This window comes from Pseudomonas sp. HMSC057H01 (assembly GCF_001836405.1).
Lineage (GTDB): Bacteria > Pseudomonadota > Gammaproteobacteria > Pseudomonadales > Pseudomonadaceae > Pseudomonas > Pseudomonas aeruginosa.
In genome coordinates this window covers 62,756-80,279 of sequence record NZ_KV828456.1, presented here as the reverse complement: position 1 = coordinate 80,279, position 17,524 = coordinate 62,756, and the positions used below count along the sequence as shown (strand labels likewise).

14 protein-coding genes are annotated in these 17,524 nt (G+C 57.8%); 5 read left to right on the top strand and 9 right to left on the bottom strand.

Annotated features, from left to right (window positions below):
- Positions 1-422 precede the first annotated feature (422 nt).
- From HMPREF2581_RS32035 to HMPREF2581_RS12720, 5 genes are all read right to left on the bottom strand, one after another.
- Positions 423-1,427: a hypothetical protein gene (locus HMPREF2581_RS32035; RefSeq protein ID WP_023098966.1), complete on the bottom strand. Its 1,005-nt coding sequence runs from the start codon at positions 1,425-1,427 to the stop codon at positions 423-425.
- A gap of 28 nt (positions 1,428-1,455) precedes the next feature.
- Positions 1,456-2,013, bottom strand: a complete 558-nt coding sequence (locus HMPREF2581_RS12735) for a 3'-5' exonuclease (RefSeq protein ID WP_023098967.1) — start codon at positions 2,011-2,013, stop codon at positions 1,456-1,458.
- A gap of 141 nt (positions 2,014-2,154) precedes the next feature.
- The gene (locus HMPREF2581_RS12730; protein WP_003139489.1) at positions 2,155-3,051 is read right to left on the bottom strand and encodes an AAA family ATPase; all 897 of its coding nucleotides are present in this window, start codon (positions 3,049-3,051) and stop codon (positions 2,155-2,157) included.
- The gene (locus HMPREF2581_RS12725) at positions 3,048-3,539 is read right to left on the bottom strand and encodes an HORMA-1 domain-containing protein (RefSeq protein WP_023098968.1); all 492 of its coding nucleotides are present in this window, start codon (positions 3,537-3,539) and stop codon (positions 3,048-3,050) included. The genes HMPREF2581_RS12730 and HMPREF2581_RS12725 overlap by 4 nt, the downstream gene beginning before the upstream one ends.
- Positions 3,536-4,480, bottom strand: a complete 945-nt coding sequence (locus tag HMPREF2581_RS12720) for a CBASS oligonucleotide cyclase (RefSeq protein WP_003139492.1) — start codon at positions 4,478-4,480, stop codon at positions 3,536-3,538. Before HMPREF2581_RS12720 ends, HMPREF2581_RS12725 begins: the two co-directional genes overlap by 4 nt.
- A gap of 354 nt (positions 4,481-4,834) precedes the next feature.
- Between HMPREF2581_RS12720 and HMPREF2581_RS12715 the strand changes: the two genes are divergently transcribed.
- The 4 genes from HMPREF2581_RS12715 to HMPREF2581_RS12700 all read left to right on the top strand — a co-directional run bounded on the left by HMPREF2581_RS12715 (position 4,835) and on the right by HMPREF2581_RS12700 (position 10,019).
- Complete coding sequence (locus HMPREF2581_RS12715; protein WP_003139494.1) at positions 4,835-5,653, top strand: BrxR family helix-turn-helix transcriptional regulator; 819 nt, start codon at positions 4,835-4,837, stop codon at positions 5,651-5,653.
- A 46-nt stretch (positions 5,654-5,699) separates the two neighbouring features.
- Positions 5,700-7,226, top strand: coding sequence for a phosphorylase family protein (locus tag HMPREF2581_RS12710; RefSeq protein ID WP_003139496.1), 1,527 nt, complete (start codon positions 5,700-5,702; stop codon positions 7,224-7,226).
- 249 nt (positions 7,227-7,475) lie between these two features.
- Entirely contained in the window at positions 7,476-8,399 is a 924-nt protein-coding gene (locus HMPREF2581_RS33325) for a hypothetical protein (protein WP_170868728.1), read from the top strand.
- 1,077 nt (positions 8,400-9,476) lie between these two features.
- Positions 9,477-10,019: a hypothetical protein gene (locus HMPREF2581_RS12700; RefSeq protein ID WP_003122765.1), complete on the top strand. Its 543-nt coding sequence runs from the start codon at positions 9,477-9,479 to the stop codon at positions 10,017-10,019.
- A gap of 22 nt (positions 10,020-10,041) precedes the next feature.
- Here the strand turns inward: HMPREF2581_RS12700 and HMPREF2581_RS12695 are convergent, their stop codons facing one another.
- Positions 10,042-11,241, bottom strand: a complete 1,200-nt coding sequence (locus HMPREF2581_RS12695; RefSeq protein ID WP_003139500.1) for a PucR family transcriptional regulator — start codon at positions 11,239-11,241, stop codon at positions 10,042-10,044.
- 293 nt (positions 11,242-11,534) lie between these two features.
- Here HMPREF2581_RS12695 and HMPREF2581_RS12690 point away from each other — a divergent pair, with 293 nt between their 5' ends.
- Positions 11,535-12,401 (top strand): phytanoyl-CoA dioxygenase family protein, encoded by an 867-nt coding sequence (locus HMPREF2581_RS12690; RefSeq protein WP_003089190.1) that lies wholly within the window; start codon positions 11,535-11,537, stop codon positions 12,399-12,401.
- 84 nt (positions 12,402-12,485) lie between these two features.
- Here the strand turns inward: HMPREF2581_RS12690 and HMPREF2581_RS12685 are convergent, their stop codons facing one another.
- The 3 genes from HMPREF2581_RS12685 to HMPREF2581_RS12675 are packed head-to-tail and all read right to left on the bottom strand — an operon-like array spanning position 12,486 to position 17,516.
- On the bottom strand, positions 12,486-13,448 hold the full coding sequence (locus HMPREF2581_RS12685) for a WD40/YVTN/BNR-like repeat-containing protein (protein ID WP_003139502.1): 963 nt from the start codon (positions 13,446-13,448) through the stop codon (positions 12,486-12,488).
- A gap of 10 nt (positions 13,449-13,458) precedes the next feature.
- Positions 13,459-15,861, bottom strand: coding sequence for an efflux RND transporter permease subunit (locus HMPREF2581_RS12680; protein WP_023111224.1), 2,403 nt, complete (start codon positions 15,859-15,861; stop codon positions 13,459-13,461).
- 8 nt (positions 15,862-15,869) lie between these two features.
- On the bottom strand, positions 15,870-17,516 hold the full coding sequence (locus HMPREF2581_RS12675) for a DUF1302 domain-containing protein (protein ID WP_023111225.1): 1,647 nt from the start codon (positions 17,514-17,516) through the stop codon (positions 15,870-15,872).
- Positions 17,517-17,524: the final 8 nt, after the last annotated feature.

Below are 17,524 nucleotides of genomic sequence, written 5' to 3'. Positions count from 1 at the left end.
CTCGCACGCTCTGACCCATGGCTTCGCATAATGTATATTATGTTAAACCAGATGCTATGTCAGAAATGTTCATGAGCCTTGTAAGACACTGATTCGACAAACCCGCTTCTGGCGTCCACTCTCTCAACGGGCCATGTCCTTCGTGTTCATGACAAGTCCTTGAATGAGGTGACTGACAATGAAGCTGATTCAGTGCCGTTTCTCTTCAGGTCAGCGTGTACCGCTGCTCGTGCAAGCTGGTAACGCAGCGCCGTTGCCCAAACTCATTCCGTTCATTTACGTCCAACTCAAGCTCAGACACCGCGCATATAGCACTGCTGCGGCTCATCTACGCGCGATTATCGATTCGCGCACGCGTGACCAGTACCTGCGGTTGCTGAAGCAGTTACTCGCACCAAAGCCAGGAGAGCCCGAATCAAAAACTAACCAAGTGGATCAGTCATGGTACCCTTTGCCTTGCCGATCAACACCCGATTCTCTTGCAGTACCAACGAAAATTCATGGCGACCGGAACGAGAAACTTCTCTTGAGTACAGATTCCAGTATTCAGTCGAAGTTTCAGCTTCTATGTGATAGTTTACTGAGGAAATGTTGTATTTTTGCTTTAGTTTCCTTAGCCCACTCCGAAGCCTGCCATACTCCAGCCCTTTGCTTTTTTCCTGGCTCTTTGCTCCAAAATAATGGATTAGACCATGTTCAAGCAGCATCCCTTCATCTTTCTTTTGCACCTCATCAATCATTGAATTGCCAAGCATGAATTGAAGGTTGTGAGGGCTACGCTGAGAAATAGAAATTGCCTTGAATAAATTATAGTAAACAAACACATCTTTCTCGGTGGTATTGACTCCATAGATTGAATCGCTATAGCCACGATGATTTCGTTTAAGTGGCCGCCGGGCAGGGTCGTCAGTTGAGCCCACATAGAGAACTTCTGTGTCTACGCCAATGTTGATGCAGTGCATCATCAAAAACTCGTGGATATTAATTCCCACTGGATGTTCCATTCCAGGAAATTGAAGCAGGATGAACCGCCCGTCATCAAGAAGTTTCGGAATATTCATTCCGAAAATTTCAGGGCGCGCGAGCATCCGAATTTCCTTTATTTTCTTTTCTACTCCCACCTCCAAATGGATCACGATTTCATTCTTCAATCGACTCAAACGAGGGGCTATAGCGGTGTGAAATCGCACCCGATCCCGTGCAGCGATAAAATATACAAAACGTTTGTCGTTGTTCTGCTTTACCTCTTCACGGTACGCGTTCAAAAACTTTGATACGATGCTTTCATAGTCAGAGCCTCCCGGAGCGTTGATTAGCAGATCAAACCAAAAAACGTTATAATTGGTTAATTCAACATGCCAATCTTTGTTTAGATTTTTGTATGCGGGATGGTCTTTCAAAAAGTTCAGATAGCCACGAGAGCTCATAGAAATCCTTAAGTAGTAATTTGGAGCGTTAGCCTTCACTGCGTATCAGTTTTTCTCGGATTAGGCTGAACAATTCTGCTTGATAGACAGCGTCGTGCAGAGCGTCGTGATCGCCAGAGTTGTCGGGCCTCACCACTTTATCAATCTCACTCGAGCGGGTTGACCTCCAAGTGCAATCTGATGCTCCGAAGTACATCGACTTGATGTCGAGCGCGGCTATCCCGAAGGGATTTTCACCAAGGTACTCGTGGAAATAATAGTTCACGAAGCTCCAGTCGAAGGAAGCATTAAATCCTACGAACACCACCGTCTGACCAACGCCAGCAAGTGACTCAACCCACGCTTTGAACTGTGTCATCGCTTCTGCAGGATCCAGCCCCTCTTCTCGAAGTTTCTCCAATGAAAGCCCCGTGACCTCTAGGGCCGCTGGAACAAATTCCTCGGAGATGGGCTTCAGCAAGCACGAGAACTGCTCAGCCGGATTCGACGTCAGGCACGCGCCGATCGACAGCATACTGTACTTGCCCGGAATCGGGCCCGATGCCTCGATGTCGACCGAGACGAAGATTTCTTTTTCGGCTTTCATAACTACTCCGTTTGAGCTGGTGTCTGAATGGCAATCGCTGGTACCACTACCAGACACCAAGACCCTGGAAAGATCACTGACCTAGTCGGTAGTGAGTGTGGGCAAAGCCCCCTCCTCCAACCTCATGGGCCGGTATACCGCTTACTTGTCTTCCATAACCGGTGATGGCTTCATCGTAAGAATCGAGTCGGTCAGATCCTTGAAGCTCAGCGGACGATTCGGGAAGGCTTTGGCCATCGCTGTAGGGTACAGGCGCGTCCGAATATCGGAGTAAGTCCAGGCTGGCTGCCCGTTACGCTCGCCTGTGACGGTTGCCAAGTCATTCAGTTGCTTCTCCGTAAGCCCCATGCCTGCCAGATCCATGCTAAACAGCTCTTTGCGCTCAGCAACATCAGGGCGCGTGAACTCTTCAACGATGGCCGCACGACGACGGAGAGCTGCGTCCAGCACCGAAAGGCGGTTGGTGCACAGAATTACAACAATGCGGCCACCGTACTTGCGCAGCTCGTCCACGCCTTGGATCAAGGTGTTCACTGCAACCTTATCTTCGTGGTGGCTCTGGCTTTGCGAGCGAGAAGCTGCAATTGAGTCACCTTCGTCGATAATGAGAATCGCCCGGCGTTTTTTGCCGGCGGCTTCAATCACCTCTGCGAAGGCTTGGGTCAAGAGCGTCCCCATTTCGCCGACCTTACCGGAGCCGCGGACTCGGTTACTCAGCTTGTACAGCAACGAATCTTCAGCGCGAGAATCGCTCACAATCCGGTTAGCGATGCATTCCGCTGTAGCCGTCTTCCCGGTACCGACGTCTCCGTGGAAGATCACCAGAGGGTACTGATCGGCAACCAAATTACATATTGGGAGCACGCTTTTATGGTGCTCCTTGCTCCACTCGGACAGTTGCCCTTGGTTCAGAAGCAACTGGAGCTGGTTCTGTACGCGCTCGTAGCGGCCCGTAAACCCGAGCAAGACTTTTTCGCGATCATTTAGCTGGGCGTCCGGCAATTCAATGGCAGAGTCAAATACGCTGTTGTTGCTCATCGGGTGTAGTCCTTCCGTTCCATGCCGTAGCCGTTGCTCGAATATTCGCGACCACCGCTCTGAGTGAGCTGGGAGTGGCTGATGTCGTCGTAAGAGGTTGTCCAGTTGATCTTCAGCTTTCCAGACATGTTCTCCCGCGCTTGCTGGGTGTAACTGTCGTTGTAGGACAGAACGATCCGCAGGTGCGGGTTGGATACCTTGGGCCAGCGAGCATCACCCGGGCGCTGGTTGGCTAGGGAGCCGGACTCGTTGACGTAGTACCGGGTTGCCTTCTGCTCAACGCCATTGCTCAACAGCGTGAGATCCGCGAATTTCAGATACCCGTTCTTGGCCAGCAGCTCGATGTCATAGGCCCATTCCTTGGCCTTGGCTTCAGTCACTGCTTCGCTGCTCGAGGCGATCATTAAGAGGTCGGCGGTGATCCGGCGTACGACTGCTTCAATGTCAGTAGTGGTATAGGTCGTGGTTTGGGTAGCGCTGTAGGTCATGCTGCATCCTCGACTTTGAAGCCCTTGCCGAACAGCTCTTTCCAGATCTCGAAGTCGTCTTCCACCGAAGCGAAGTGGGCGGTTTCCCAGGACTCGTCGGCGAGCTGGACGATCTCTTTGCGCTCATCTTCAGTAATGCGGCTCGCGACATTATTGGTGTCACAGACCGGATCGATGATTACAACCGTATCGGAGAACTCGGGGACATTACCGTTCTCAGGAAACTTGATGACTTCCTTGAGACCCGACTCAGCGATGTAAAGGAGGAAGTCACGGAAACGCTTCTCCAGCGAGCCGGTCTTCCCCTTCAGTTCGAGCACATGAGCCATGATGAGCTCGATGTGGAAGGACTTCAGCGGCACCTCTTTCCAGGTACGCCAGCGCTTGGCCAGGCGTACGAGGGTGCGGAAGTCCGGATCTACATCCTTGCGATCCTTCACGAACTTCACTTGGCACGGGGCGCAGGTCTCAGTCTTCGAGCCATCGATACGATCGAACTGCCAGCCGTAGTTTTCCTTGCTCGGGTTCTCAATGACCGGAACGATATCGACCTCGAGCCCGGTACCCACGAAGGTGACCTTCGCTGCCTTACGCTGGATTTCGAAGTCTTCAACAGACTTGTTCGGATACAGCTTGATCAGGGCGTCGTAGATTTTCTGGCTGAGGGTTGCGAAGGTCTCCTCATCTACCTTCTCGCCGCTAATGTAGAAAACCACGTCCACGTCGGCGGGGTTCTGAGCGTTGGGCCGCAGAATGGTGTGCTTGGCAAAAGAGCCTGCCTTTACCACCTTCTTGATAGTGATTTTGTCCTGCTTCTTCAGGCTGTCCTTCAGCGCTGCTATCAGGCGGTCGACCTGGGCGTTGTAGGTCTCCCGCTTGTCCTTCGGCAAGCGCAGCACGTTACTGTCGTAATACTTGATCTGAGTGTTGGTGAGTGGCATGTGCCATCCCCTCCTAGAAATGTTGTGTTGGTCGCAAAGCATCCCTACCAGCAGCTACACCACATGCCGACGGATGAGATGGCGCGGCAACTCGAGAATCTGGCCCGAGTCACCCCTTACGGCGCGCTGCAGGTCAACCCCTCCCCCAGACCACCCGTAACCCTCTAGAAGATCAGGCAAGGAAAATTGCGAACCGCAGCTCGCTAGCGTATTATTACTATACGCATAGTTTTTAGATGCAGTCTAGTTTTTATACGCTATCGAGGTTCGAGCATGACAGACGAGTCCAAACCCACGGACGACCAACCCACCAGCAAGGGACGGCAAGGAGCACGTTGGGGCCAGGAGCGTCGGTTGGAATTCATCGACTATCGACTACGGTGGGATGGGCAGATCAACCGCAGCAGTCTTACTGACTTCTTCGGAATCTCGGTGCCTCAGGCGTCACTGGACATCACCGAGTATGCGAAACTCGCCGAGAGCAACCTCGAGTACGACACCCGGGCCAGGGTCTATAGGGCTACCGAGTCATTCAAAGCAGTCTTCCCTTCCAGTGCAGTTGAGCGCTACCTGGATGACCTGCTGCGCGTCGCCGTTCAGCCAGAGATCCCCTACGGCAGCTTCTTGGGCTGGCAATCCCCTGTCGCAGCTGTGCCCAAACTGGGCCGTCGCCTAAATGCGGACATCGTTGGGGTAATTCTCCGCGCGATTCGCGAGACCGGATTTATCGAGGTCTTCTACCAATCCCTGACAGACCCTGAAGGCGGTGAGCGGATGCTCTCTCCTCATGCCTTGGTGCACGACGGTAACCGCTGGCACGTCCGGGCGTACTGCCACAAGCGTAAGGCCTTCCGGGATTTCTCTCTTACCCGTATCAAATGCTGCAAATATGTGGGGCAGGATCGGGATCGGGCTGATGAAGACTATGCCTGGAACACAATGGTCAATGTGGTTCTCACCCCTCACCCGGGCCTCACCCCCGCACAGCGCAAGCTGATTGAGAACGACTTCCTGATGGAGGGCGGCGAGATGCATGTCGAGTGTCGCCGAGCACTTCTCTTGTACCTCCTATTCCAGCTCAACCTGAATGAAGACCAAGCCGATCAGAGGCCCGAGGTCATCCAGTTGGCCCTGAAGAATAGGGATGAGATCAAAGACCTCATCCAGTACTAACACCTAGAAGCCAACACTTAACACCTCAGCTACCGGAATTGTCACGATGGAAAAGCTTGAAAATGAATTCATTCTGATTGCGGGCAGCATCTCCAAAAAGACAGAGAAGGCCTCGATCGATCTCGCGCACGACTTCACCCGTGCGATGACCAAAAGCGTCTTGGCGGCACAGGGTGGACTCGTTGTCTACCTCGCAGGGCTCCCTACCAATGAGGCTGGTGACCCGCTGACTTTCGATTGGACGGTGGTGTACGAGGCGGAAAAGCTGTTGGCTGGTTGCTCCCCTGCCCGCCAATTGAAAATTGTGACGTCTAAGTCGGCCATGCAGGAAAAGATGACTCCTGAGCAGCGGCTGCTCATCCGCCGCCTCTCGGCTGAAGACTTTGCGGAGATCATCTACCTCGAGGACGACGTGATCACCGGAGGGAACATTGGAGACGAACAAGTTGAGGTCGCAACAGCGATGATCGCCTTGGGTGGCGGCAAGGGTGTCTCAGACCGCGCCCGCAAAATGCGTAGAGATAAGCGTCCCGTGCTGCCATTCGACCTCCAGCTGGGTGGATTCAGCGAGGACGGCCAAGGAGCGCTCGGCCTGCACGCAAACTTCTTCAAAGAGCCCCTGACGATGTTCCCTCTCACCGGCGAGCAAGTGAAAGGACGCCTGGATAGCATGTCCCTACAGGAGCCTATCTACGGCTTGGACAAGATCGCAGATCTCTCTGTTGGATTGTTCCAGGCTGAAATTGAGGCCCGGGAAGCAGCACGATCTCCGGATCTTCTGGTGATCACGGCCATCGCCATTGAGTTGGCAGCTGCAAAAAAAGTTTTCGGTGTTGGCGAAGATGTACCAGCACGCTTCACCGCCCACGGCGTCCACTATTGGCCAGTGACGATTCAACGAGCTGACGGCCCACTTTCTTGCGTCATCGCTTCTCTCGGCAATGCTGGCAACGTCAATGCAACCGCCATCACAACGCTTCTCCTGTCTGAGCTAAAACCGAAAAAAGTTTTGATGATGGGGATTGCAGCGGGCCGCCGTAAAAAACTGAGCCTCGGTGAAGTCATTTTGTCCGAACGCGTCGTGTACTACGAAGGGGCGGCAGCACTCGCCGGTGGCAAGGTTGCAGCGCGACCGGAGATGCCGCGACCTGGGCTTTCCACCCAGCAAAACCTCAATGCTTACTTCGCGACCGCCTCCCTGCCCGATCGCTTGCAAGAGCATGCGAACAAACTCGGCTTTGCGATGCCGACTGAGTCCAAAGCAGGCGAAGTTGCTGCCAGGTTGATGGTGTCACCAGCGACCATTGCTTCCGGCGAACTACTGATTCGAGATCGGAAGCTTTTCGAAGGATTCCAAGGCCTTCACGACAAAGCTGTTGTCGCAGAGATGGAGGCTTACGGAGTATTCGACGCTTGTGACAAGCAGAACGTGCCTGTCTTGGTCGTTCGCGGTATCAGCGATTACGGGGACACGACCAAGGACAACACTTTCCACAAGGTGGCTTCTGAAGCGGCAGCCATTGTGACCCTTGATTACGCCACTTATGGATGGAGCCGAAGACCGGCTCAGTAAATTGCTGTGTCGAGCGCCCCAACTCTGGGGCGTTTTGCCCCTTGGGGCACCAGTATCGGCCTGCGCCTTGGACAATTAAGGGAACTCTAATCGTGACAAATGACACTGCTCCTGAGACACAGCAACTTCCTCCCTGCTCGATACCTTCGACCTGCCAGATATCATTTCGAAGCATCCCCGAGAATGCTGAATGGAAGGACAAATTTTATCGCCGTTACCCAAAAGCTAGTGGAGACCACTGGTCGGTACATGAACCTATCCAACCTGGACGGCATCACCATCGGCTTCGACTACGATGATGCGCTTGCCTCTGTCGACTTGGGTTACGAGTCAACGATTGCGAAACAATACACCAAGCAGGAAAACCTCCTCGGCGTAGGTAAAGCGCTGAGGGTTCGTCGAAACGGCGAGATCAAAATGCACGTCGTGCTGAACGGACATGTCCTGCTCGATCTGGTTGAACATGAACCGACGAGTGACGAGTTCTGGGGGGCAGCCAACATTCTTGCCCATGAGCTCGGCCATGTGCAGACCGCAGGATGGTTCGAAGCACACTCTCCTGGAGTCATGCTGGCCCAACATGAGGGGGACTGGGCCACAAGCACGCTACGGGAGACAGCTCATATCCTCTGGGAAGAATATGCAGCGTGCCGACTTAGCGCGCTTATAAGCCAGGGATCGTTGATGACAGTCAGCTACACACAAGGCTTAGAAATTTCGGTTCTAGGTGCTGTAGACCGAGCCCGTTCCGCGATTAAAGACTATCGAACGCACAGCGACGTCGCTCGGCTTCTGGTCGAGACAGCACGTGAAATTGCCATGCCTCTGAAAATGTCTGCCTACCTGCTTGGTCATCTGGATGGTCTCGATGAAGAAGTCGATATCGACTCGCGCTGCCACTTTGCCGGCGAATTGACCCCGCACTTCCATGAACTACTGGGTGCACTCAGAGATGCGTGGGAAACTCGAGAATCGTGGGATGGCCTTGCCAGTCTTGATTCAATCGTTGATGTAATTGTGAACGCGCCGCAGACAGCGGGAATCGACATCACCCTGAGTCAACTACCGCCAGGCTCCCGCGTAGACGTCCCCTACAGGGCGGAGACGCTGCCCAATGGCGAGGCGGATATGGCGATAATCCGACTGAGGCAAGCGCTCGGGCTCGAACCGTAAATTCCGATCAAGCTTCCGTGCAGCTCTCGCCATCCCTCCCCTTTATTCCCACAGCCATCCCAGCTATCTGCCCATTACATTTCGCGGTCGCTCTTGGGCCCCGACATGATGGGTTTACTTGAGCAAAACTGCGGCTTGGCTTCCCCAGACAACAGGCCGGACTGATTGCCCGCCCCTAAACTGGCGCTGGACACGATCTAGCGGACATACAGACTTGCCGATCACCGTCGTCCGCACAAAGCCACGCCGTATGCCCTGCAACATCGTTTTCCAATCCAGAACCCAACGCATGCTTTTTGAAAACCAGCATCCCTCATCCTCTGGATTGGGACCATCAGCGGTTTGGGCGGCGAGGCTAAGACGGGCCGGGAAAAACTAGGTCTATGAACATCAATCGATGAACAGCTGCATTCATTTCGAGAGCATTGAGTCAGCAACATCAGGTCCGTGAGCTGCTTATGAACATATGACATCGCCCACTTGTTAAATTATGTAAATCGTTTATTAGACCCTTGCTCTTTTGCGCTCCGTTCCCGCTTCCATGCTTGGTTTGAAGCCTTCAGTCGAGTCCCACACCTCGACGGCTTGCTGCCCAGGTTAAATCCCGGACAGATTTGGCAGCACCCGCACAAGACCTCTGCTACCTCCTTCGCACGGAGCCGATTGCAACAATGCGGTATCGCCCGACACGGACCCGACATGAGCAAATGCCCGTCTGCACGCTGAATATCGCGCAGCCATGAAGCTGCATCTGTACCGCGGCTCATTGGCCCCATTTTCACCCTGTGCCACGTACTCGCAGCCTGCCGGCTGCTCTGGCACTCCGTCTGGACAATGGATTGGCAATCAACAGTCGAATGGATAGATCGACGTTGAATGCATTGGGACGACGTCCGCTGTCTTGAGTCGAAACCGGAACATGACATGAAGATGAAATTGTAGGTATGTTCCATTGACGATGACGGCGCTGCTGCGGCAAGCGCCGTCCTGCATTGAATATTCAAAAAGTGCTCTGGCGGGACTCATCTTTCTATTCGAAGATGAAACGAGCAGGCAACCATAGCAGAAGGACGACGGATGTCACCTAGCCCCTCCCCCGACGAGCGTCGGCTTGTATTCGAAGCGCGCCGACTGACCATTGAAGCACTGGTGAAAATCTATCTTGAGCAGGTTTCTTCCTCAAGGAACCTGGTGACGGTCTACCTTCGCCTCATGTTCACGTTGTCACTCGGTGCCCTCGCCGGCGTGATAACTCTATATGGGACCATGCTTCGCTTTGGCACTTCGGCCAGTATCAGCATGATCACTCCCCTGGAGGTGGTTCTTGCTATCGCAGCGCTTGCGGCCCTGGTCACTTCGGCTCTGCTTTCCGCGCGGGCGCTCCAGAAAAGTGCATTCGATGTCGCTCCGCTCTTGCATAACCCATTTCCAAGCGCAGACTCGGTGATCGATTCAATATTCGATGCAGACGATATCGATGAGCGGCAAATACTCAGAAAGCTTTATTTCGCCCTGGACAAGACTGTCGAGCATCAGCCTCCTCTCAGGCTCAGCACTCGTCTGATCACCCTCTTCCTTATTGGCGGTCTTTTCCTGACCGGGGCATCCTTTTTACTGTGAAGAGCGCGTTCGGTCTTTATGGTTATTTATCATCATCGATCAGGGGAGTACTCCAGATCACCAGTTCAAGGGCCGCGGCGATCTGAATGCGATGATCGGCAAGCCGGACGGGCAACAGGTCCTGGGCACGCTCCAGCCGGCGCAGCAATGTGTTGCGATGCGTGCCCAGCGCTTCTGCGGTCTGGGTGACATTGCAGCCATTGGCCAGGAAAGCGTGCAGCGAGCGCTGAAGCACCGAAGGCTCCGTCGCCAGCCGCCCCAGGGTGCTCAAGACGAACTGCCTGGCCGCGCGGTCGTCCTGGGTCATCAGCGACACCATCCTCACCTGGTCGATGGTGGCAACGGCGGGTGCGCCCGCCAGGCGGCCCATCAGCCTTTGCGTCGTCAGGGCCTCCAGATGCGAGCGACGGAAGCCATTGACTCCCGTGCCCGGCGAGCCGATTGCCGCGCGAATCCCTGAAAACCGCAGTGCGATGCCTTGCAGCAGGTTCAGGTCCAGCGGTTTCGCCGCATGGCTCCAGACCCACAGGGTCGCGGGGCCGGCGAATACGATCAACGGCGCCGCCGTGCCCGTGAGTTGCGCCAGGGTACGCGCCACATCCTCCAGAAGGCGGATCTCGGCGTCCGGGCTTTCGCACCAGACCAGGCCGGCGTAGTGCTTCTGGAAAAGGCTGTAGCCCAGCCGCCTGCCGAATTGCTCCGTATCCACATCCCTGCCCTCGAGCAGCCGACTGACCAGGCTTCGTTTGTCGATCGGGTCGTCATGGGCCTGGGCGCTCTTTTCTTCGAGGATGATCTGGGTCACCACACGCATGTTGCTGTCGATGAACTCCGAGATGGACCGCGACGAGACCTCCAGGAATTCCTCAAGCACCCTGGGATCCTGCGTCAGGTTGAAGGCCATCTTCATCCATAGCTCCCAGGCGGTGTTCTGTGTCGACCTCGCGACATTCATCAGCAGCTCGGACAGCCCTCTGCGGACGAGCTCCCTGGCCGTGTCCACCATGTCGGCCGAGACGTAGGGTTGCACCGGTTCTCCGGGGCGCTGCAGATTGGCGTTCGCCCAATGCAGCAACTCTGCGCGGTTGGCGCGCCGGCACGCCGCGAGGATGACCGGGTCCTCCAGCAGCTTGGCATCTTCCGGTGAAGAGAACAGCGCCTGATTGAGGCGCTCGACCCACTCCGGCGGCAGCGCCTGAGCGAGCTCGGCGCCTTTGCGCATGAGTTCACGAACGGCTTCCGATGGGCGTGGCCAGGAGGATGGCGTACTGGTCATGGGCGGTGCAAATCACTCAGAAATCACAGAGGAAATGGTGCAGTTCGTACCTTGGCGCAAGGTTGGGGGAAACCTAGCATGAACTCACTGCCTGAACAAAAAATACAAGGAGGCGCCGTGACGCTCCATGTTCTCTTTTTGGGGTTTAGCGCAGTGGCAAGCGGGCTTGTTCGCCGGTGCCCGTTGCCCGGGCAGCGACCCGCCTGCGCCAACCGTTCCTTCAATCCGGAGTTCTTTCAATGTCAGCCTCTCGCGATACCTTCAGCCTGCCCGTCGTAACCCGCTCGACTCCAGCGCAAGAGATTGCACTGCTGAGCGACCAGGCAGGTGCGGTGATCATCCGCAACTTCATGACCCCCGAACAAGTCGCACGGATCAACAACGAACTGGACGCTCCCCTGGCCGCGCTCGAGGCCGGCTCCAAGCACCAGCACGAGCTGATCGCCGAGTTCCATGGCCGCCAGACCAAACGGCTCACCAACCTCGTCACCCACAGCAAGACCTTTCGCGAGGAGATCCTCGATGACGACCTCTTTCACGACCTGGGGAACGTGCTCTACGCCGCGGAGTGCGGTGACTGGTGGCTGACCACGGCCCAGTTGATCGAGATCGGCCCAGGCAACAAAGCGCAAATGCTGCACCGCGACATGGCGCAGTACCAACCGTTCGTGGCCATGAATAAACATGCGCCGCGCACCATCACCAACCTGATGCTGGCGCTAACCGATTTCACCGAGGAAAACGGTGCCACGCGCTTGATCCCCGGGAGCCAGGACTGGGATGACTTCGACGATGTAGGAACCCCAGAAATGACGATCCCTGCCCTGTTGAAAGCAGGAGATGCCGTGCTGTTCGGCGGGAAAGTCGTTCATGGCGGCGGGGCCAACGTGACCGCTGACTTCTACCGTCGCGGGCTGACCATCCCGATGCAGGCTTCGATCATCACGCCTGAAGAGGCCTACCCGTTGATCGTGCCGCTCGAACTGGTCAGAACGCTTGCTCCGCGCGTTCAGAAGATCCTCGGCTTCCGCTCCCAGTACCCCAATGGCAGCCCAGGCCTGTGGCAACATAACTACGCAGACCTGGCCGACTATCTCCAGCTCTAGAAGCCTTCCACGCTGGCCGGCCTGGCCCCGAAGGCGCCAGGCCCAACCGAGTCCCCGGACAAGCAAAGAGGCCGGTGAACACTTTCATTCCTGGCGGGGCATTACTCCGCGACGTGAAAACAGCAGCGGCGTGCCGTCGGCGTTGAACAGCGCCGCCGTCAGCGAGAGGCCGTCAGCCGACGGTGCTTCCTGGAAACTGTTTCCACCATCCCTGCTCCGTACCTTCAGTCCGTCAAGCCCGACCGCCAATACCCGCGCGCCAGCCACTGCTATGGATGTGACAGAGCCCTTGCCTTGCGTTGGCACTCTGCGAAAAGCCTTGCCATCGGCAGAGCCCTGCAACAGGGTGCCACGCTGACCACCCAGCAGCAGACGCCCATCGGCCAGCACCGCGCCAGACCACAGGGTGCCTTCATAGCCGGTATCCAGGTAACGCCAGTTCTTCCCCTGGTCGTCGGAGCGCAGCACCTGCCCATGCTCGGCCGTGGCGTACAGGCTGCCGTGGTTGTCGGCAAACAGCCCCATCAGGTTGAGGTCGGCCCGCTTGGCTCCTGGAGGCGCTTGCAACGGCTGCTCCGTCCATGTCTTGCCGCCATCCTCGGTGGTCAGCACCAACGACCAGAGGCCTACCGCAACGCCCTGCCGGGCATCGAAAAAGTGCACGGCGAACAGCGGCCGGTCTTCTTCGCTCGACAGGCGCTGGACCTGCCAGGATTCCCCGCCGTCGGCGGTGGACAGGATCGCGCCCCAGTGACCCACCGCCCAGCCGTGCCTGGCATCCACGAAGGACACACCCGTCAATGGCGTGGATAGTGGGACCGAGCGTGCCTGGCGCCACTGCCTGCCCTGGTCGTCGGACAACAACACGACACCGTGGTTGCCCACGGCAACCACCCGCTCTCCGGCCCAGCCGGCGGCCAGCATGGTGGCCTGCGTGGCATTGCCCGCCTGCACGGCCGGCACGGCCTGCAACGGCGCGGCCTGGAGAGACATCAGCGGCAATCCTGCTGCGAGCAAGGCCGCGGTGAGTGAAACCCTGAACTTCATGTTTCTCTCCTCAGTGCACCAGCGCGCCGATCATGCGCACGGGACGTTTGCGCGGGAACGCCCGCTCCAGCCACACGGCGAAGGCCGGCAGCACGGTCATGGCCATGACCATGTTGACGATGAACATGAAGGCCAGCAGCTTGCCCATGTCGGCCTGGAACTTGAGCTCCGAGAAGGCCCAGGTGGCCACGCCAACGGCCAGGGTGATGGCGGTGAAAATGGTGGCGACGCCCACCTCGAGCAGCGCGTACTCCACCGCCTTGGTGATCGTCTGGCCATGGGCCAGGTGCAGTTGCAGGCGGTTGTAGATGTAGAAGGCGTAATCGACGCCAATGCCCACTGCCAGCACCATCACCGGCAAGGTGGCGATGGTCAGGCCGATCTGCAGCTCCTTCATGAACCAGTAGCCAATGAAGGTGCCGATGGTCAGCGGCAGGCAACACACCAGGACCGCCCGCAAGTCGCGATAGACCACGAACACCAGCAAGGCGATGGCGGCATAGACGTAAAGCAGCATGGGGGTCTCGCTCTTCTCCACCTCTTCGTTGATCGCTGCCAGGACGCCGGCGTTGCCGGAGGCGAGGCGGATCGAAATGCCTGACATCGGATACTCGCTGCGGAAGGCCTTGGCGGCGTCCACCACTCGGTTGATGGTCGTGGCCTTGTGATCGGCCAGGTACAGGTGCACGGCCGACATGCTGCAATCGATGCGCATCAGCCCGGGGGTTCGCGCAACCTCGGTGGCCAGCGCGGCGTAGTTCATCGGGTCGATGGGCACCGCCGCCATCTTCGGGTTGCCTTCGTTGTAGCCCTCGTTGAACTGACGCATGGTGGTGGAGAAGGACGCGACCGAGAGGACGCCGGGCACCCCCTGCATGGCCCACACGAAACGATCCTGGTACTGGCCCAGGGCGACATCCTCGCAGGCCACCTCGGAAGGAGCCTTGTCGACTTCGAACACCACGCTGAGCCAGTCCAGGCCAATGTCGTAGTTGCTGGCGATGGAGACCGCGTCGCGATTGAAGCGCGAGTCCTCGCGCAACTCCGGCGCACCCGCCTGCAGCGTGCCGACGACGCGGTCATGGCTTTGCCAGATCGCCGCCAGGAACACCGCCAAGGCCGCGCCGAGCACCCACTGCGCCTTGCGTGGCTCGGCGAGCCGGGCCAGGCCCCGCAGCCAACGGCTGCGACGCTGCCGGGAAACCTCCTGGGCGGCTGCGTACTTGTCGTCGACGCGCAGCAACGACGCCATCAACGGCAGCATCACCAGGTTGGTGACGATCTTGTAGGCCACGCCAAGCGAAGCCGTGATCGCCAGTTCCCGCACCATCGGGATCGGGATCAACAGCAGCGTCACGAAGGAAACCAGCGCGGTCACCAGCGCCAGCGTCCCGGGAACCAGCAACCCGGTGAAGCTCGAGCGTGCCGCCTCTTCGGCGCTCTTGCCGATGGCGATCTCGCGCACGATGAAGTTGATTTGCTGCACGCCATGGGAAACCCCGATGGCGAACACCAGGAAGGGCACCAGCACTGCCAGCGGATCGAGCCCGTAGCCCAACAGGCGCAGGCTGCCGAACTGCCAGACCAGCGAGGCCAGCGAACAGACCAACGCCAGCAAGGTGAAACGCAGCGAGTGGCAATACCAGTACACCGCCCCCGCCGTCAGCAGCAACGCCAGCAAACAGAACTCCAGCACGGCTGAAGCTCCGTCGGCGATGTCGCCGATCTGCTTGGCGAAACCGATGATCTGGATTTCGAAATCGCCGTCTTCGAAGCGCTGGCGGATCTCTTTCTCCAGCCGATGGTTGAAGGTTACGTAGTCCAGATGGGCGCCCTGGCTATCGTACTCGTTGAGTTCCACCGTGATCATCGCGCTGCTCTGGTCCCGGGAAACCAGCGTACCGATGAAGCCGCCCTGGGCAGTGGAATTGGCGATCTTCGCGATGATCCGGTCATCCAGGTGCTCGGGAGAAACCGTTCCGGGTACCAGCGGATCAGCACGAAAACCTTCCTCGGTGATTTCGTTGACGAAGGCGTTGGGCGTCCACAGGGAGCGCACGCTGCTGCGCGATACTCCGGGGAGGAAGGTCACCGCCTGGGTGACGTCATACAGCCGCTTCAGGCCCGGGGCGCTCCAGATATCGCCCTCTCGGGCCTTGACCACGATGGTCAGTCGGTTCGCCCCGAGCAGGTCATTGCGGTAGGCCTCGAATGTCTCGATGTATTCGTGGCCTACCGGCAATTGCTTTTCGAAGCCGGCATCCATGCGCAGCTGTACGGCAAACCAGCCCATGATCAGCGTGAATAGCGCCAGGCTCGCCAGCACCAGCCGGCGATGCCTGAACAACACACCTTCGACATATGACAACAGGCCACGTGTCGGGGCCTCAGGTAGCTTTACAGAACCGTTCACGGCAAGCCTCACAAGGTGCGGGAGATCGCGATGCCGACATAATCGCGGTCACGATAAAGCTGGTCGTAGGGCGTCTCACCGCCCATGAACTTCGCGTAGTTGAGGGAAATCTGCCAACTGGCCGGGTTCCGCACGAAGTTCAGGTACAGGTTCATGCTGCTCGCGTCCTTGGTGAAGGTTGCGCTGAGGTTCGGTGTCCGTCCTCCCTGCGACCGTGCATAGAAGACGCCCGGCGTGACCTGCCAGCCCGGCAACAAGGTGCCGTCATAGGTCAGGCTGAAGTCCAGGTTGATCCCTGAAGAGGTCTTGTCGCCACGGGACTTCGGCGCTCTGGCAGGATCCAGCTGCCAGGCATTGAGCCCCGCGGCGAGCGGTTCGCCATTGACCTCGTCATGCAGCCCCGGGTACTTGATGACCACCAGTTCGGTCAGCAAGCTGCCCGTGCTGGCCCCGCTGAAATCCAGAAGCGTCGGGGAATTGGACGGCGTGAAGCTGTACAGGCCGGTCAGGTGCCACTGGAATTTCTTCTCGTCCTTCCAGCATTTGCCGCCGTTGCCGGTACACAGGTCGATGACCGGGTTGAGCATGACCGAGTCCTTCGGCCGGTACGACAGCTCCGTACCGACGGCCCAGTCACCGATCGGCATGTTGGCACTGATGCCGTACATCATCCGGTCTTCCTGGTACTCCCAGGTCGGTGCCGCCGCGAAGGTGTTCGGGTCGAGAATGGCGACACGCAACGATGGCAACTTGTCGTGATAACGCATCACGTAGAAGCCATAGGCGACGTCGCTGTCCTCCGGCTGCCAGCGCAGCGAAAGGCCCCACTGGCCGCTGTCACGGGCGTCCTTTTCGGAGAATCCATAGTCCCCCCTGCCCTCACCCAGCGCGTTGGTGGTGGACCAGTAGCTGCCCACCGGCGGCAATTCGCTCTTGTTCCAGCGGAATTGATAGTAGGCCTCGACGTTGACACCCGAACCCAGGCCCGACGCGACACTGAGCATCGGCGCCGGCAGCACGGCCTCCTTGAGCTGCACGCCGGGGCGCGCCAAGGCCTGGTAATCGTAGGCGTTGGTATTGTTGATGCCACCGGCCACGAACAGGCTTTCGCCCCAGTTGATCACCTGGTTGCCCAGGCGTGCGCGGACCCGCTGCCCGCCCACGTCGAAGCCTTTGCTCACCCACAGGTCCAGCAGGCGGGCCTTGAACGCGAGGTCGTCGCGGGCGTCGTCGCTCAGCCCGTTGCTGCCGACGCTCTCCGGGGTGTTGAACGACAGCGTGCCGGTGGTATCGGTGGCAGCGAAGTCGCGGATCCAGGTGCCGCGCGCCATGAAGGTGATGTCCTCGGGCATCTTCAGCAACAGCTCATGGGTGCCCTTGAGGTAGTTGGTGAACATGTCGCCGCGGTCGTAGTTCAGGTCGCCCTGGTCGGCCACGCCGGAGCTCTGCGCCAGGCAGCCGGAGGGCGCGTTGTGCCCGGTCGGTCCCTGGTTGATCAGGTTGCAGCCCCGTGACTCGGTACGCAGACCCATGCCTGCGGTGATCGTGGAGTCGAAGGAGCCATTGAGGGTTTCGGTTTCGAACGTGAATCCCATTGCCAATGGGGTTGTGCACGCGATGACAAGGCCTGAGGCTTTCGTAATTATTTTTTTCATGCTGGCTC

What these genes read in the sequence shown, in the direction of transcription:
- HMPREF2581_RS12730 (WP_003139489.1), bottom strand. Translation starts at nt 3,051, where the DNA reads ATGAGCAACAACAGCGTATTTGACTCTGCCATTGAATTGCCGGACGCC.
- HMPREF2581_RS12720 (WP_003139492.1), bottom strand. Translation starts at nt 4,480, where the DNA reads ATGCCACTCACCAACACTCAGATCAAGTATTACGACAGTAACGTGCTG.
- HMPREF2581_RS12675 (WP_023111225.1), bottom strand. Translation starts at nt 17,516, where the DNA reads ATGAAAAAAATAATTACGAAAGCCTCAGGCCTTGTCATCGCGTGCACA.
- HMPREF2581_RS33325 (WP_170868728.1), top strand. Translation starts at nt 7,476, where the DNA reads ATGAACCTATCCAACCTGGACGGCATCACCATCGGCTTCGACTACGAT.
- HMPREF2581_RS12695 (WP_003139500.1), bottom strand. Translation starts at nt 11,241, where the DNA reads ATGCGCAAAGGCGCCGAGCTCGCTCAGGCGCTGCCGCCGGAGTGGGTC.
- HMPREF2581_RS12725 (WP_023098968.1), bottom strand. Translation starts at nt 3,539, where the DNA reads ATGACCTACAGCGCTACCCAAACCACGACCTATACCACTACTGACATT.
- HMPREF2581_RS12700 (WP_003122765.1), top strand. Translation starts at nt 9,477, where the DNA reads ATGTCACCTAGCCCCTCCCCCGACGAGCGTCGGCTTGTATTCGAAGCG.
- HMPREF2581_RS32035 (WP_023098966.1), bottom strand. Translation starts at nt 1,427, where the DNA reads ATGAGCTCTCGTGGCTATCTGAACTTTTTGAAAGACCATCCCGCATAC.
- HMPREF2581_RS12735 (WP_023098967.1), bottom strand. Translation starts at nt 2,013, where the DNA reads ATGAAAGCCGAAAAAGAAATCTTCGTCTCGGTCGACATCGAGGCATCG.
- HMPREF2581_RS12690 (WP_003089190.1), top strand. Translation starts at nt 11,535, where the DNA reads ATGTCAGCCTCTCGCGATACCTTCAGCCTGCCCGTCGTAACCCGCTCG.
- HMPREF2581_RS12710 (WP_003139496.1), top strand. Translation starts at nt 5,700, where the DNA reads ATGGAAAAGCTTGAAAATGAATTCATTCTGATTGCGGGCAGCATCTCC.
- HMPREF2581_RS12685 (WP_003139502.1), bottom strand. Translation starts at nt 13,448, where the DNA reads ATGAAGTTCAGGGTTTCACTCACCGCGGCCTTGCTCGCAGCAGGATTG.